The organism is Pseudomonas corni (assembly GCF_057128765.1).
In genome coordinates this window covers 139,365-153,319 of sequence record NZ_JBSKHW010000002.1, presented here as the reverse complement: position 1 = coordinate 153,319, position 13,955 = coordinate 139,365, and the positions used below count along the sequence as shown (strand labels likewise).

The window sequence follows — 13,955 nt, the reverse complement described above, 5'->3', positions numbered from 1 at the left end:
AATTACTCTGTTACTCGGTAGAAGCCAGGTACTCCGTGTCGTTTGGAGTGGGCGTCAACGATGAAAAGGTTGCGGTTGTAATTGACCACTTCTGCGTGAAACGCCTGGCGGTCCTGCTCGGTTAGCTGACGCGAGAAAAGCTTCAGCAACAATTCGTTCGAGATCCCGCCGAGATTGACGCCCTTCATGGCTGACGCAAAAAGCTTGGGGTCTTGGCTACGTTCAGAAGTATTCCTCGCCAGCATCGTCAGGCCGTGCCCAGCTATGCCGCTACCGCTGACAAGCAACAGGCCGGATACAAATGTTCTGCGTTGCAAAGAAATACCTCTGTGTAGATGGGTTTGCTGGACTGGAAATACTTGAAATTTGTTTTAGCGGGCTTTCGCAATGCGTCGGAAGATGAGCGCAACAACTTGGCGAAATCCTCTTAAAAGTCCGGCGAGCAACGGAACTCCAATGAACGCTTTTTCCAGCAGCATGATCACGAACAGCTTTCCGATTTCACTTGATAGAGCCAGTGTGTCGCCGCTTGCCGGTTGATTGTTGAAGGACTCATTGATAAGTCGTGACAAGGTGCTGAGATAAACGACCGGCGCCATAAAAACGAGGTTGTGGTAGTCAACGGATGGGTTGAGGTAGTGATAGTGGGAGAGATTGCGCACGAAGTCGGCGCAGGTCAGCTGATCGTGCTGACCCAACTCAATGATCACCCAGTGACTGTCCACTCGGCTCATGCGCTGAGCCACTTTGTTGGGATCAATGGTTTGAGTCATGTCATTGAGCATTTCTTGCAGATGAATCAGCGTGTGATCCGTCGGACGCCGACCGGCTGGTAGTTGGGCCAGGTTATAGCGGTCGTCCACTAAAACAACAGGCACAGTTTTCCTGCACTCGATATGAATGCGAGAGAGCTCGCTGATGAGCTGCTGACTATCAACTTTTGGGCACTGCTGAGAAGCGACAAAGATGTTCACGGGCGTACCTTCATACAGGACCTGAACGGGGTTGAGTGGTAGATCGCCCGTATAGCTGCACTAAAACTTTCGAAGTAGAAAACTCCACGCCTGTCTCCATAGGCACGAATCGCCGAAATCAGAATTCCTGGTAATGAAAGTACGTTGTGGTGAAAGAAATCCTTGGGATCTGTGACATACCACGTCTGCAGGGTGCGCTGTCGCAGCATGTTACGGATCTCCTCGCTGTGGCTGATCAACGTCTTTTTGGTCATTACCGGATCAAGCAGGAAGCGCTGCAGTAAATACTCTTGGCGGGTGTTCGTCAGTTGATCTAGCAGCACCATTTTCTCGAAGTCGCTGATGAACTCTCGGACGCAATCAATATCATTGCGGAACGTTGATCGCTGAATGACATCGTCGATCAGTTCTACCCAGGCTCGCACGCTGATGCGGCTCAAACCTGTAGGAATAGAAAAGGCTGAGGGGTTAACGAGGTACTTTTCGCCAAATTGATGCAGCTTTGCCAAAGCGGACTCAGCTGACATCCGGATCAGAGGTTTCTTATTCAGCATCGACAGATAGTTCGGCCCGGTTCTCGCAAGGCCTCCCCTGATCGACTCTACCGGTGTCGGCGTACCCAACAGGGGCCTTGAGGTAATTGATTGGGTTATCCCAAACGGATTTATCCGCGTTGGAACGCCTGCTTTCGAGGCGCGTAATCCGTGTTCGATGTCTTCATATTCAACCCACAGCAGAGACTCATCCAACGAATAGTGACTCCATACCTCTTTGCGGCAAATGTAGAGGCTGCCAGTGGGGTAGCTGGCGTCTTCGTTGTACCGCATTGCGTTGCCGAAGCGCAGCGCACTGCGATCAATTTCGGGAAAGATTGTCGGTGCGATGGTCACCGCGCTACCAGAGCTGCGATGAAGCCCTTGTAAACCTTGGGCAATCTCGCCCATGGCCATGCCGTAATCCGAGTAACGGCGTGGATGCATGCTTAAACGATTGTCGAAAAACATGCTCTGAAGCGTCATCAGCGGGTAGCGGGGGCCGAAACGTCGGACCATGTCCCCAAAGTGACTGGGCAGAAAAACTCGGTCGTGGAGTATCACGAGGTTTTTATACTTTGCTTCCAGCGCGAGACGGTTCTTCTTCTTGCAGATCTGCACGGGTGGCGCCGTTATATCTCCGCCAACAATGCGCACTTCGTTGAAGTAAGCGAAGTTATCTCCTGGAGTGCCACACAGGAGTATCTCTTTGTTGGGGATGTCAATCTCCAGGATGCGCTTAACCACTGCGTTCAGGACGGTGGCGTCTTCCGGGCCCACCGGAATGCCAAAAGTCCAACTGTCGAGATCGTCGTCGGACTCAGCGGGCAGGGCTGATACTTTTTCGTACGTCACCGCCGTCGATGAGCGTGCGATTGCCTTGAACGATGTGGTGAAATAATCGCGATCCAGATAGCACTTAACCGGCACGTCTTCGATGATGGTGATTTTCTCACCGACGTCCAGAAAGTGTGCTGCATCCCACAGCAGCAGTGGAGCAAGTGGGGAGTCATTCTGAACGCCATAAAAGCAGCACGATCCACCGGTATGGATGTGTAACGGTCTCCGAGCCGCATGCAGGTTTTTCACGATCGTATCGGCCGCTCGAAAAGGCGAGGGGCGAAAAGACACTACGTTTGAGCAGTCGTGTGACAACGGGATATTTGCGGGGAGCGGACGCAAGTTCGCCGCAGCGGGGTATCCAAGACGTCGATGGTGTATTAGCCGTGTGTTTTTCATGTGTCAGACAACGTATTTATCATTAAGGGCGCCGGGTACTTTCACAACGATTGTCACTGCATCGGTCAATGCTTCAAAGGCAGTGACGTCACCGGGCTCAAGAACAATGATGTCTCCTTCGGCCCAGACTTGATCACACATGCTTACCGATCCTGAAAGCAGCACGGTGATTTCGGTTGCGATCTTGTGGTAGTGCGCAGCTTCCTTGTCACCAGCCTTGTATTGCTTGACACCCACTTCACAGCTATCTGTTTTGAAGGCATTAGGCTCAAACCCGCCGACGAACCAGCCTTTGACCATGTCCCTGAGTACTGAAGTTTTCATTGGTTAGACCCTGCCTCGAATGCCTGCAGTTGGCTTCGTGTTTTCAGCGGGCGGTACTGTGTTGGATCAATACGATAAGCGTTGATTTTTTTGTGCTGCAACACCAATTCATTTAGTGATGGCGAGATGAAGAACTTGTCATTGACCCGGGCATCTTTTCGAATCATTTCCTTAGCTGCAGAGACGAATAGCGAGCCGCTGCGGAACCAGTAAACGCCAGCGATCGCGTGGGGACTGATCGGGTTTTTCTCGGCAGCTTCAATCACTCGACCTTCACTATCCAGGCGTACGAATGAATATCGCGGGTGCAAGGATTTGAATATGACGACACCTGCATCCCCGGCGCTGTCCCTGAACGTCTGAACCGCTTCCGCGAGGTCTATGTCCAGAACGTCGCTGGTGTTGAGAATCAGCAGTTCACCATCGTTATCGATTTGCTCACTCGCCAGAAGTGTCGTGCATGCGGCACCTTTGGTTTCCTGGTAGGCGGGAAGAACGATCGCCGCGGGGTGCATTTGCTGAACCATGTTGCGCAGGTGCAGCCTGGTGATGTCGTCTTTTGGGAGCACGCAGATAATCTTGTCTGGACTCAGCGACGCACAATTATCAATCAGCGAATGAATCAACGGTTTGCCGTTGAGATCTGACAGGTATTCAGGGTATTCGCCGTCGGTGAGCTGAGCCTGCCCCCTTTTTCCTGCCAGCAAGACAATATTCAGCGCGTTCAAGGAGCCACCTGAGGAAAATTGAAATCAACTTCTTCAATTTTTTTGAAAATGTTATCGAAGTTAACGTCGCTGGTTTCCGATACGACTAATACGTGCGCACCGGAAGCCTTCGCAGCCCTGATGCCGTTCTCGTTGTCTTCAACGATAAGGCACTCATCAGGCCTCAAACCTAAATCCCTGATCGCTTTGAGGTAAATGTCCGGGGCCGGTTTGGGTTGCAATACATCTTCGTTGGAGAGTTGTAAGTCCAGGTATTGGTCAAGATTTGCCTTGTCCATCATTACCTGCACGGTGTTGCGTATCGAGTTAGAGGCTACCGCCAATTTGTAACCCTGCCTCTTCAGCGTCGACAGCGCATACTGGTGGACAAAAGTAGGTTTGCACTGGGCATACACGATTTCCATCGTGTAAACCTGTTTCATCTCATTGATGAACGCGTGCAGTGCTACGGGCAGGTCGCGTTCAACACTTAACATGTCCAGCTTCCGGGAGGTCGGAAGCCCGTCATAGGCAGTCAGATGCTCATGGCGGCTAATGTGATAACCGAACAGGCTGAGTGATTTGTTCAGTGCGTCGTAATGCCATTCCTTGGCCTCGATGAGGACGCCGTCCATGTCGAAAATTACTGCTTTGATCATGATGGATTCACACGAAAGAAATCAGAGGCGGCTTCTGGCAGGTCAGTGCAAAGCGTCAGGTTTTCAGCGCATTTAAGTTGCGATAGCTGATGCCATAGAGATTTATGGGGCCGACCGTGTAGCTCAGAGGAGACCACGCAAACCTGCTTGGCACGATCCAGGAGGTTGCTGATGACGTCGTTGGAGAACCACTCTCCTTCAAAGCCATCGAGCCAGACGCCTGTCGCCTGTTCGATCCATGCGGGTGACTGTTCCACCTCGCTCAAGCGGGTGTAGGTCGCGATCTCGTTCTGCAGATAGCCGCGCATATCCGGAATCGCCATGTCGAAAGCGAACCAGTTGGTATGGCCGTACTCGGCGAACTTCGCCTTGAGGGCCAAGGTCAAGCCATCAGCTTTTACGTTTATTGCGAGCGGCAGATTGCGACCGGCCATGATGTCCAGCAGGCCATCCAGAGTCAGTTCGTTGCCAACGGGCATATCGTGAGAAATCACAATCTGACCTTTCATGTCGCGCACGTCTGTTTCGGTCCCGAAACCCAGATCGAAAGATCGATGGAAGGCTTCGGGTTGATTTCGTTCTGACGTTTGCAGCCAGTAGCCGCGGTGACTAAGAATCTTCATATCAGGCGCCCATGATCGATGTGGCTTGCCAGCTTATGGGTAGCGAAAGAAACAGCTGCAAATCCGCCGGGATGCCCAATCCATACATGCCGTGGCCTTCTGAGCCAATGCTGTAGTGGATGATATGGGCGCCTTGGCCAATGATTTCGTTGTAGGCCGGGGCCACATAGAACTCACCATTGGTGCGAAGGTTTTTTCGGAACATCTCTTCAAAGGCAGATATCAATTGGCTACCGGAACGAAAGTTGTAGATACCGACGGTTGCTTCGTCGGAGACCACTTCCTTCTCGACCACACGGTTAATCCGGCCCATGTCATTGAAACTGATGAACGACCACTTGGGATCGTTAGCCGTCATCGTCATGATCAGGCCGTCTGTATCGGCCTCGTCCATCATTTGCAGATAGGCATTGATATCCACGTCCACGTATTGATCGCTGTTGGCAATCATCACCGGGTAGTTCGGGTTGATCAGGTCTTTAGCTGCATACACAGTGCATGCAGCCCCTTCAGTGAGGCCATTGATTTCAACGATTTCGCAATTCGGTGCCCAGCGACGGAGTTTTTCTGTTAGTCCGTACGCTGCGACATGTTCGGCCTGACAAATAAAAATAAATTTGTGCTGGCGCGTTGGCGTCAAGTTGTCGATCACAACTTTGATCATCGGAACGTCATGCACCGGAATCAATGGTTTTGGATCTGTATAACCAGCAACTGCGAAACGACTGCCGGCTCCGGCCATCGGAATAATAATCTGTAGCATTGAAATGACCTTTGTAAGGGTGCCCTTACAGGTTAAAAGGAACAGTAAATTTCAAGTTTGAACCGAATCAAAAATTGCCCTGCTCGATGATTTGGCCCTTCTCAAGTTTCATGTAGCGCTGGCAGAAGCTTTTGGCGTCGTCTTCAGCGTGAGTCACCAGGATCAATGCCATACCCTCACTTTGCATGTCTCGGATGCGCTGGTGGCATTTTTGTTTAAAGTCTTGGTCACCCACAGCCAGCACTTCATCCGCCAATAAGATTTGTGGTTCTACATGGACAGCCACTGAAAACCCAAGCTTCATGTACATGCCGGAGGAGTAAGTTTTCACTGGAGAGTGGATGAAGTCTCCCAGTCCGGAAAAGTCGACGATGTCGTTGAATTTCGCCCGAGTTTCCTTGTTAGTCATGCCGAACAAACTTGCATTCAGATAAATGTTCTCTTCGCCGGTCAGCTCATGATGGAATCCCACGCCCAACTCAATCAGCGGCGCTACACGGCCCGAAGTAAAAAGTCTTCCGCTGGAGGGCGCATAAATGCCGGAAAGGAGTTGCAGCAGGGTGCTTTTTCCAGAGCCGTTGTGTCCCAAGAGTGCCAGGGACTCGCCTTTATTCAGCGTGAGTGAGACGTCATTGACCGCTTTGAATGGCTCAAGCCGCTTGGGGGGGCTTGCGTCGAAGATACCCAGGAAGCGTTTCTTTAGGCCGTCTCGGCTATCATGAGGCTTGAAAACCTTGGAAAGTTTTTCGGCGCGAATCACGACGTCGGTCATAATAATTCCACCCGGGTCTCAAGTCGCTTGAACACAGTAAGTCCTGTAAACATCGATATTGCACCGAGCGCGAGACAAAGAGCCACGGTGCTGAGGGCCGGAGTTATACCACTGTGCAAAATATCGTTGAAACTGTTGAAGAAAGGGGTCAGGGGGTTAAAGGAAACTATCTTGGCGATGGGAGCTGGCACTGATGAAGTCATCCAGACAATGGGTGTCAGCCAGAAAAGTAATGGAACACATACATCAGTAAAGTGTTTTGCATCGCGGACGGTTATCTGTAAAACGCTCAGCGTCAACCCGGCCCCCATCACCAATGCTATGAAGGAAATAAGAATAATCGGATACCAAAGAAATGCCTTTGTAAGCACGCCGCCGAGGAAAGCAAACAGGCCTGCATATATCAACATCGCGCCCGCCCAGAGTATCAATACGGTGATTGCGCAAGACAGGGGTAACAATATATGGGGAAAACGCATCTTGCGGATCAGGTTGCTATTACCAATCAACCACTCGGAGCTTTGCGATAGTGCCTGTGCAAGCAACATCCAATGCACCACGCCTGTAACAAGATGAAGTGCGAACCGGTCTTGATTGTTCGGCATGATATAGGTGAATACAACGTAATAGGTCAGTGTCACCACCAAAGGATTGCCTAGCGACCAGACAAATCCCAGCATTGCTCCCATATAGCGAATTTTCATTTCCTTCATGACGAGGTTCAATACTAAATCACGCCATTTGATAGCGCTCAGGATCTGGGAAGACGACATGGTTTTGTCCAGTTAACACGCGGTGACCAACGCCAAAAAAAGCGCGGCAGGTAATAAAAAATGTTCCGGGCGCGCTGAGTTTTACCGTGCTGCGCTGGTTGAAGTTTTCCCAGAGTTGCAAGAAGGTTAAGAAGTCAAGGTTTGCGCCCCCCGATTCGAGCGAGAATGGTCTACTTTTTTATATGAGGCGCCTGCCGGACACGTCCGCAATGATTGTAGGAAATATCCTCAAACCAAATATATTGTTACCCATCGTCCGTATCTGTTGTGCGCGGGAAACGTCGGAAGGATGGGCATTGCGCCGGTGGGTGGTGGAGATCTCTTACGCGTCAGTGGTCAACTTTCCTTATTCGCTGCCCAAGGACGCCATTCCGGTCAGCCGTTGGTTCAGGGGCTTGCAGGCATGAGTAGCCACAGCCTGGAACGCACTCGCCTGGTCAGTTCATTCCTCCAGATAATGCAGCGCCAACCTCTCTGCCGCCTGCTTTGACCCAGGCGTCAGGTGCGGCGCGACCAGCATCATGATCTGGTAGACCACCACCCGCACTTCGCCTTCGCGGTCGAGAATGCGTTGGTAGTCCAGTGAGAACAGTAGCGTCATGGTGATCTGCTCCACCAGTTGCCCCAGCGCTTGAGTGTCGCTGACCACTTGTCCTTCGGCTTTCAAGCGAGCAAGTAGCGAGGCGAGGGTGCGCTTGATGGCGTTGAGCAGATTGCGGATGCCGCGAGCCAGTTTCGGCAGGCGTCCGGCGAGGTTCGACAGGTCCTGAAACAGGAAGCGGTAATGCGCAAGCCGCTCAACGATCAGGTGCAGGAACAGCCAGTAATCCTCGGCGTCCAGTCGTGCGTCGGCGGGCGGGTCGAGCAGTGGCGCCAGTTCGGCCTGAAAGCGCTCGAACAACTCCAGTACTACCGGCTCCTTGCCGTGAAAGTGGTAGTAGAGATTGCCTGGGCTGATGTCCAGTTCGTTGGCAATTTCCAGCGTCGAAACATTAGGCTCTCCCTGCTGATTGAACAGTTGCAGGGCACATTCGAGAATCCGGTCGCGGGTTTTCATCCAGTCTTCTTGTACAAGGTTCAAAAGGATGCGTCGGCTGATCAGGCGTCTTCGCGGACAGGTCCGCTCCCACGGTATTGCATCCATCCTGTGGGAGCGAACCTGTCCGCGAAGACGTCACCAGCAACGCCATCTAGTTCGACTTGGGCGCGATAATCAACGCACCCGCACATATGTCCCCGGCGCGGCCTCCATCGGCGGGTAATTCTGGTTCCCCAGCACCGTCAGGGTTTGTTTTTGCGCGCCTGAGCGTTCCTGTATCCAGCTCAGCCAGGTTGGCCACCAACTGCCCTCCGTGCGTTGCGCGTCGTAATACCAGGCGCGCGGGTCGCCGCTGAGTTTACCGTTCTCGACGTAGCTCGCTTTCGGGTTGCCTGGCGGGCACAGAATGCTCTGCACATGACCGCTGTTGGACAGCAGAAACCGCCGTTCGCCACCCAATAGCAAGGTCGAGCGATAGACCACATCCCACGGCGTGATGTGATCGTTCTGGCCGCCAACGCTGAAACTGTCCACTGTCACCTTCTGCAGATCAACCGGCGTGCCGCACACCTCAAGACCACCGGGATGGCTCAGCGGGTTGTGCTTGAAGAAGTCCAGCAAATCGCCATGGAATGCCGCAGGCAGCCGCGTGCTGTCGTTATTCCAGTACAAGATATCGAAAGGCGGCGGCGCTTTGCCTAACAGGTAATTGTTGATCCAGTAGGTCCAGATCAAATCGTTGGGGCGCATCCAGGCAAATATCTTCGCCATGTCGCGACCGTCCAGCACACCGCGTTGATACGAACGCCGCTTCGCCGCTTCCAGGGTTTGCTCATCGATAAACAGCGTCGCCGGGCTTTCGATCTGGCTGTCCATCAGGCTCACCAGGTAAGTCGCACTCGATACCCGTCGTATCTGCCGTTTAGCCTGCAGATGCCCCTGGAGTGCCGCGATCGTCAGCCCTCCTGCGCAGGCACCCACCAGATTGACCTCTCGCGCGCCGGTGATGGCCCGGCACACATTCATCGCCTCTTCAGTGGCGGCGACATAACTGGAAAGCCCCCATTCGCGATGTCGTACGTCAGGGTTTCGCCAACTGATGATGAAGGTCTGCAGGCCGTTTTTCAGAGCGTACTGGACGAAGCTGTTGGTGGGGCTCAAATCGAAAATGTAGAACTTATTGATCTGTGGCGGGACGATCAGCATCGGCCGGGCGTATTGCTTTTCGCTCATTGGCTTGTACTGGATCAACTCCATCAGCTCGTTGCGAAACACCACCGAGCCCTGGGTCACCGCGACGGTTTTGCCGACTTCGAACGCATCCTTGGTGACTTGGCTGGGCAGGCCGTTGTTGTGCAGCAAGTCATCGAACATATGACTTAAGCCCTTGACCACGCTGGCGCCGCCAGAGTTGAACAGCTCCTTGACGGCCAGGGGATTGAGCAGCGTGTTGGTCGGCGACAGGGCGTCGTTGAGCAACGAAAAAATGAAGTGCGCGCGAGCCCGGTCGTCCTCTGACAGCTGGCTGTCATCGATCCACTTGCGAATTTGATGCTGCCACACCAGATATCCCTGCAAGCCGCGTCGGTACAGCGGGTTGTGGGTCCAGGTGGGGTCAGAGAAACGACTGTCGTGGGCATTGGGTGTGTGCGGCATATCGCCGAGCAGCACACGGCCAAGTTGACCGCCGAGGGTCAATGCATGGCGCGCGGTGTAAATGGGGTGCTTGATGCCCTGCATCGCTACATTGCGCAATGTGGAAAACAGGTCGCTGCCGCGCAGGCCCGTGATAGCACTTTGCGCGTTGATATACGTCGCTGGCGTAGACTCGGCATTCTTCGCTGTTTTGTCTCGCATGGTTCAACACTCCTTCGTCTGGCCATCAACACCTACACCTACACCTGCGCAGGCTCGTTCACTTCTGAACTGCGCACTCTGCGCCATGACATCCGGTCTATGGCGCAGTCAGTCAAGCAACTACGTTTGGTGAGTAAAGCGGACTCCTGAAACCTTCAGCCTGGGCTTATCGGGTGAGGGGCGAAGGCTGCGGATGCATCACCGCGCGCTGCCGTTCCTGCTGGAGAAATTTCATGATGATGGGCGCCACCGCTTCGGCACGGGTAATCAGAAACAAATGACCGTCGTCGATTATGTGTAGCTGGGCATTGGGTATCCGCCAAGCGAGAAGGCGCATATTGATCAGCGGGATGAGCGGGTCGTCGTCACCGGCCAGCACCAGCGTGGGCTGCCTGATCTTGTGCAGCCAGTGAATGCTGGTCCATCCCATGCCCGCAAACAGTTGCCAGTAGTAACCCAGCTTTCCGGACGAGCGGACCTTGGCGGCATGATTGGCGGCCAAATGGGGATCGCGCCGAAACGCACCTCCGTATATTTCCGGCGCGATGCGAATCACGTGGGACGGCTGAATATATCGGCGAGGACTTGCCATCAACCACAGCACTCTTGGTTTGCCGGGCACCATCACCGCACCGGCTGCCGTGGCCGCGAGCACCAGCTTTTTGCAGCGCTCGGGGTAATCGTAGGCAAATTGCTGGGCCAGCGCGCCGCCCCAGGAAACTCCGATCACGTTGACCTGGCCGTAATCCAGATAGTCGAGCATGCGCGCGGCCAGTTTCGCCAGGCCGGGAAAGCGGTAAGGGCGGCTAGGCGTCGATGAACCACCAACGCCTGGGACGTCGAAAGCGATGACTTCCAGATCCGGGTCCAGCGCGTCGACGAACGGAAACACCAGCTCCAGGTTGGCGCCGATGCCATTGAAGATCAGCAGCGGGGTGAGATGGCTTTTGCCAGTGCGCACCGCCGTGCGAATGGTGTGACCGTCCAGGTCGATGGAGCGAAATACAAACGGTTGCGGCATGCACGAAGCCCTGTGGGTTAAAACGCCGGTGGTGCTGTTTTGCGCGTTGCCGGTCGTGTGTTTGATGCCGCGGTTCACCTGTAGGAGCGCGCTTGCCCGCGAAAGCTTTCGTTCAGTCAACCCATATAAAACTGACACGGCGCAATCGCGGGCAAGCGCGCTCCTACAGTGGTTGTCTACCTTTCATGCACATACGTCCCCGGCGATGCTTCGCCTGCCGTGTAAACCTTGTTACCCAGATTCGCCGGTGCCTTTTTCAATTTGCCCGAGCGCGCGGCCTGCCAGCTTTGCCAGTGCAGCCACCAGGAATCGGTGTGTTTGGTCGCGTCTTCCTGCCATTTGCTGGCGTCTGCCGGCAGATCCGGATTGGTCATGTACCGCGACTTTGGGTTACCTGGTGGATTCAGAATGCTCTGAATATGGCCGCTACTGGACAGCACAAATTCAGTCTTTCCGCCGAACAGTCGTGCTGACTTGTAGCAAGAGCCCCAAGGCGTGATGTGATCGTTGGTGCCCGCCAGGCAGAAGACATCGCTTTTAACCTGCTTCAGATCGATTGGGGTGCCGCTGACTTCCAGGGCGTTGGCGCGAACCAGCGGATTGTTCTTGAACATCTCGATCAGGTCACCATGAAACGCCGCTGGCAGACGAGTGGTGTCGTTGTTCCAGAACAGGATGTCGAACACCGGCGGCTCGTTGCCGAGCAGATAGTTGTTCACCCAGTAATTCCAGATCAGGTCGTTGGGGCGCATCCAGGCGAAGACCTTGGCCATGTCTTTGCCTTCCAGCACCCCGGCTTGATACGAATGACGCTTGGCTGATTCCAGAGTTTGCTCATCGACAAACAACGCCACTTCATTGTCGAGCGTCGTGTCTAGCACGCTCACCAGCAAGGTCAGCGCATTGACCTTCTGCTCGCCCAGCGCGGCGTAATGGCCTAGTAGCGCGGTGCAGGTAATACCGCCGGAGCAGGCGCCGAGCATATTGATGTCTTTGCTGCCGGTGATCGCGCAGACCACGTCCACGGCCTCTTTCACCGCATCAATGTACGTCGACAGGCCCCACTCGCGCTGGGCCTTGGTCGGGTTGCGCCAACTGATGATGAAGGTCTGCACGTTGTTGCGCAGGCAAAAGCGCGCCAGACTTTTATCCTGACTCAGATCGAATACGTAGAATTTGTTGATCTGCGGCGGTACCACCAGCAGCGGCCGTTCGTGCACTTGTTCGGTGATCGGCTTGTATTGAATCAATTCCAGCACGTCGTTGCGAAACACCACCGCGCCTTCAGTCGTGCCGAGACTTTTGCCCACTTCAAAGGCATCCATGTTGACCTGGCTCGGCATCCCGCCGTTGTTCACCAGATCCTTGGCCAGATGCGACAGACCGTCGAGGACGCTCTTGCCTCCGGTTTCAAAGAAGCGCTTTACCGCCGCCGGATTAGCCGCGCCGTTAGTGGGGGACATGGCTTCGGTCATCAGGTTGATGACGAAATGACCACGGCTGATGTCCTGTGGAGTGAGATTGCTGTCATCGATCCAGCTGTGCAGCTCTTTGCGCCAGGCCAGATAGGTCTGCAGATAACGACGATAAAGTGGGTTCTGACTCCATGCCGGATCAGCGAAGCGACGGTCGTCACTGCCAGGTTCCAGGGTGGATTTGCCGAGCAGCACGTTTTTAAGTTCAAGCCCGAAGTGGGCAACGTGCTTGGCGCTGTGAATGGGCTGCCGGATGGCTTGAGTCAAAACCATGCGAGCCGTGGTGAGCAAATCCTTACGACGCAAACCGACGACGGGGTTCAAACCCAGCGTGTGCTCGGAGGCTTGACGCTGCAGGTCATCGTTACTCTTGTTACTCATCTACGACGCTCCATTGTCCTGAGACGAGTACTGCCTTTCCTGTGAATCAGCGACACAGGCACAGGCCAGTACTGCTTCTCGGGTGACCGATGATTAACACCTTCCAGAAGGTGCTCGTGCCGACGACCGGCCTGCGTGTGAGGCGATACGAAACGGCGAGCACCGGCAGCTACTGCATAAACTCCGATGCAGAGAACTTGCCAGAATCATTGGTTACGCGAGATTTCAAAAAATCGCAAGCAGGCCAATCGTTGGCCGCTGCGCGGAGTATTGAAGCAGAGGAAATTAGAAAGTGCGTCCTAAAACGCCAAGCGGCGGGCTAGAGCATTAGCTTGATGACTTGCTCGGAAGGATCGCGGGTTTTGCCAGCCGTTTTTAATTCGGTCAGGTAATCCTCCCACAGCGCCTCTTGGCGTTGCGCCAGTTGGTAGAGGTATTCCCAGGTGAACAAACCGCTGTCATGGCCGTCGTCGAAGGTCAGTTTCAGTGCGTACTGACCTGCCGGCTCTACCCTTGTCAGGCCGACGCCCAGCTTGCCGAATTGCAGAATCGGATTGCCGTGACCTTGCACTTCTGCCGAGGGCGAATGCACCCGCAGGAATTCGGCGGGCAGGTGGTATTCCTCCTCCGGGCCGTATTTCAGGGTCAGGGTTTTGGAGGCTTTGTGTAGCTGGATGGCGGTGGGGAGTTTGGACTTCACTGGGTGACCTGCAATCCGTTGTCGTTTCATGATTTAGCAGATGACATGACTGTGGGAGGGAGCTTGCTCGCGATGCGTTTTTTCAGACGCTGCAATAGTGATTAACCCACTGCAA

Annotated in this window: 15 protein-coding genes; all 15 read right to left on the bottom strand. The window is 54.1% G+C overall.

Translation table 11 applies throughout. The features are described from left to right. Positions 1 to 2: 2 nt before the first annotated feature. The 15 genes from ACWKV9_RS04275 to ACWKV9_RS04205 all read right to left on the bottom strand — a co-directional run bounded on the left by ACWKV9_RS04275 (position 3) and on the right by ACWKV9_RS04205 (position 13,870). Positions 3 to 317 (bottom strand): hypothetical protein, encoded by a 315-nt coding sequence (locus ACWKV9_RS04275; protein WP_483834855.1) that lies wholly within the window; start codon positions 315 to 317, stop codon positions 3 to 5. A 54-nt stretch (positions 318 to 371) separates the two neighbouring features. Next, positions 372 to 974, bottom strand: a complete 603-nt coding sequence (locus ACWKV9_RS04270) for a hypothetical protein (protein ID WP_483834854.1) — start codon at positions 972 to 974, stop codon at positions 372 to 374. After that, positions 971 to 2,746: a hypothetical protein gene (locus ACWKV9_RS04265; protein ID WP_483834853.1), complete on the bottom strand. Its 1,776-nt coding sequence runs from the start codon at positions 2,744 to 2,746 to the stop codon at positions 971 to 973. The genes ACWKV9_RS04270 and ACWKV9_RS04265 overlap by 4 nt, the downstream gene beginning before the upstream one ends. Positions 2,747 to 2,749: 3 nt before the next feature. Further along, positions 2,750 to 3,070 carry a hypothetical protein gene (locus ACWKV9_RS04260; RefSeq protein ID WP_483834852.1) on the bottom strand — a complete coding sequence of 107 codons (321 nt, stop codon included), beginning with the start codon at positions 3,068 to 3,070 and terminating at the stop codon, positions 2,750 to 2,752. Further along, on the bottom strand, positions 3,067 to 3,798 hold the full coding sequence (locus ACWKV9_RS04255) for a glycosyltransferase family 2 protein (protein WP_483834851.1): 732 nt from the start codon (positions 3,796 to 3,798) through the stop codon (positions 3,067 to 3,069). The genes ACWKV9_RS04260 and ACWKV9_RS04255 overlap by 4 nt, the downstream gene beginning before the upstream one ends. Beyond that, positions 3,795 to 4,436: an HAD family hydrolase gene (locus ACWKV9_RS04250; RefSeq protein ID WP_483834850.1), complete on the bottom strand. Its 642-nt coding sequence runs from the start codon at positions 4,434 to 4,436 to the stop codon at positions 3,795 to 3,797. Before ACWKV9_RS04250 ends, ACWKV9_RS04255 begins: the two co-directional genes overlap by 4 nt. Then, a complete protein-coding gene (locus tag ACWKV9_RS04245; protein WP_483834849.1) occupies positions 4,433 to 5,059 on the bottom strand; it encodes a PI-PLC domain-containing protein in 627 nt (208 codons plus the stop codon). The genes ACWKV9_RS04250 and ACWKV9_RS04245 overlap by 4 nt, the downstream gene beginning before the upstream one ends. Position 5,060: 1 nt before the next feature. Continuing rightward, positions 5,061 to 5,822 (bottom strand): glycosyltransferase family 2 protein, encoded by a 762-nt coding sequence (locus tag ACWKV9_RS04240; RefSeq protein WP_483834848.1) that lies wholly within the window; start codon positions 5,820 to 5,822, stop codon positions 5,061 to 5,063. A gap of 67 nt (positions 5,823 to 5,889) precedes the next feature. Continuing rightward, complete coding sequence (locus ACWKV9_RS04235) at positions 5,890 to 6,594, bottom strand: ABC transporter ATP-binding protein (RefSeq protein ID WP_483834847.1); 705 nt, start codon at positions 6,592 to 6,594, stop codon at positions 5,890 to 5,892. Continuing rightward, entirely contained in the window at positions 6,591 to 7,367 is a 777-nt protein-coding gene (locus ACWKV9_RS04230) for an ABC transporter permease (protein ID WP_483834846.1), read from the bottom strand. Before ACWKV9_RS04230 ends, ACWKV9_RS04235 begins: the two co-directional genes overlap by 4 nt. 442 nt (positions 7,368 to 7,809) lie before the next feature. Next, positions 7,810 to 8,424: a TetR/AcrR family transcriptional regulator gene (locus ACWKV9_RS04225; protein WP_483834845.1), complete on the bottom strand. Its 615-nt coding sequence runs from the start codon at positions 8,422 to 8,424 to the stop codon at positions 7,810 to 7,812. A 156-nt stretch (positions 8,425 to 8,580) separates the two neighbouring features. Next, positions 8,581 to 10,263: a class II poly(R)-hydroxyalkanoic acid synthase gene (phaC, locus tag ACWKV9_RS04220; protein ID WP_483834844.1), complete on the bottom strand. Its 1,683-nt coding sequence runs from the start codon at positions 10,261 to 10,263 to the stop codon at positions 8,581 to 8,583. A 166-nt stretch (positions 10,264 to 10,429) separates the two neighbouring features. Further along, positions 10,430 to 11,284: a poly(3-hydroxyalkanoate) depolymerase gene (gene phaZ, locus ACWKV9_RS04215; RefSeq protein ID WP_483834843.1), complete on the bottom strand. Its 855-nt coding sequence runs from the start codon at positions 11,282 to 11,284 to the stop codon at positions 10,430 to 10,432. A gap of 176 nt (positions 11,285 to 11,460) precedes the next feature. Further along, positions 11,461 to 13,140 carry a class II poly(R)-hydroxyalkanoic acid synthase gene (phaC, locus tag ACWKV9_RS04210; RefSeq protein WP_483834842.1) on the bottom strand — a complete coding sequence of 560 codons (1,680 nt, stop codon included), beginning with the start codon at positions 13,138 to 13,140 and terminating at the stop codon, positions 11,461 to 11,463. 319 nt (positions 13,141 to 13,459) lie between these two features. Further along, a complete protein-coding gene (locus ACWKV9_RS04205; protein ID WP_483834841.1) occupies positions 13,460 to 13,870 on the bottom strand; it encodes a gamma-butyrobetaine hydroxylase family protein in 411 nt (136 codons plus the stop codon). Positions 13,871 to 13,955: the final 85 nt, after the last annotated feature.

What these genes read in the sequence shown, in the direction of transcription:
- phaC (WP_483834844.1), bottom strand. Translation starts at nt 10,263, where the DNA reads ATGCGAGACAAAACAGCGAAGAATGCCGAGTCTACGCCAGCGACGTAT.
- ACWKV9_RS04250 (WP_483834850.1), bottom strand. Translation starts at nt 4,436, where the DNA reads ATGATCAAAGCAGTAATTTTCGACATGGACGGCGTCCTCATCGAGGCC.
- ACWKV9_RS04245 (WP_483834849.1), bottom strand. Translation starts at nt 5,059, where the DNA reads ATGAAGATTCTTAGTCACCGCGGCTACTGGCTGCAAACGTCAGAACGA.
- ACWKV9_RS04225 (WP_483834845.1), bottom strand. Translation starts at nt 8,424, where the DNA reads ATGAAAACCCGCGACCGGATTCTCGAATGTGCCCTGCAACTGTTCAAT.
- ACWKV9_RS04230 (WP_483834846.1), bottom strand. Translation starts at nt 7,367, where the DNA reads ATGTCGTCTTCCCAGATCCTGAGCGCTATCAAATGGCGTGATTTAGTA.
- ACWKV9_RS04240 (WP_483834848.1), bottom strand. Translation starts at nt 5,822, where the DNA reads ATGCTACAGATTATTATTCCGATGGCCGGAGCCGGCAGTCGTTTCGCA.
- phaC (WP_483834842.1), bottom strand. Translation starts at nt 13,140, where the DNA reads ATGAGTAACAAGAGTAACGATGACCTGCAGCGTCAAGCCTCCGAGCAC.
- ACWKV9_RS04265 (WP_483834853.1), bottom strand. Translation starts at nt 2,746, where the DNA reads ATGAAAAACACACGGCTAATACACCATCGACGTCTTGGATACCCCGCT.
- ACWKV9_RS04260 (WP_483834852.1), bottom strand. Translation starts at nt 3,070, where the DNA reads ATGAAAACTTCAGTACTCAGGGACATGGTCAAAGGCTGGTTCGTCGGC.
- ACWKV9_RS04205 (WP_483834841.1), bottom strand. Translation starts at nt 13,870, where the DNA reads ATGAAACGACAACGGATTGCAGGTCACCCAGTGAAGTCCAAACTCCCC.
- phaZ (WP_483834843.1), bottom strand. Translation starts at nt 11,284, where the DNA reads ATGCCGCAACCGTTTGTATTTCGCTCCATCGACCTGGACGGTCACACC.
- ACWKV9_RS04235 (WP_483834847.1), bottom strand. Translation starts at nt 6,594, where the DNA reads ATGACCGACGTCGTGATTCGCGCCGAAAAACTTTCCAAGGTTTTCAAG.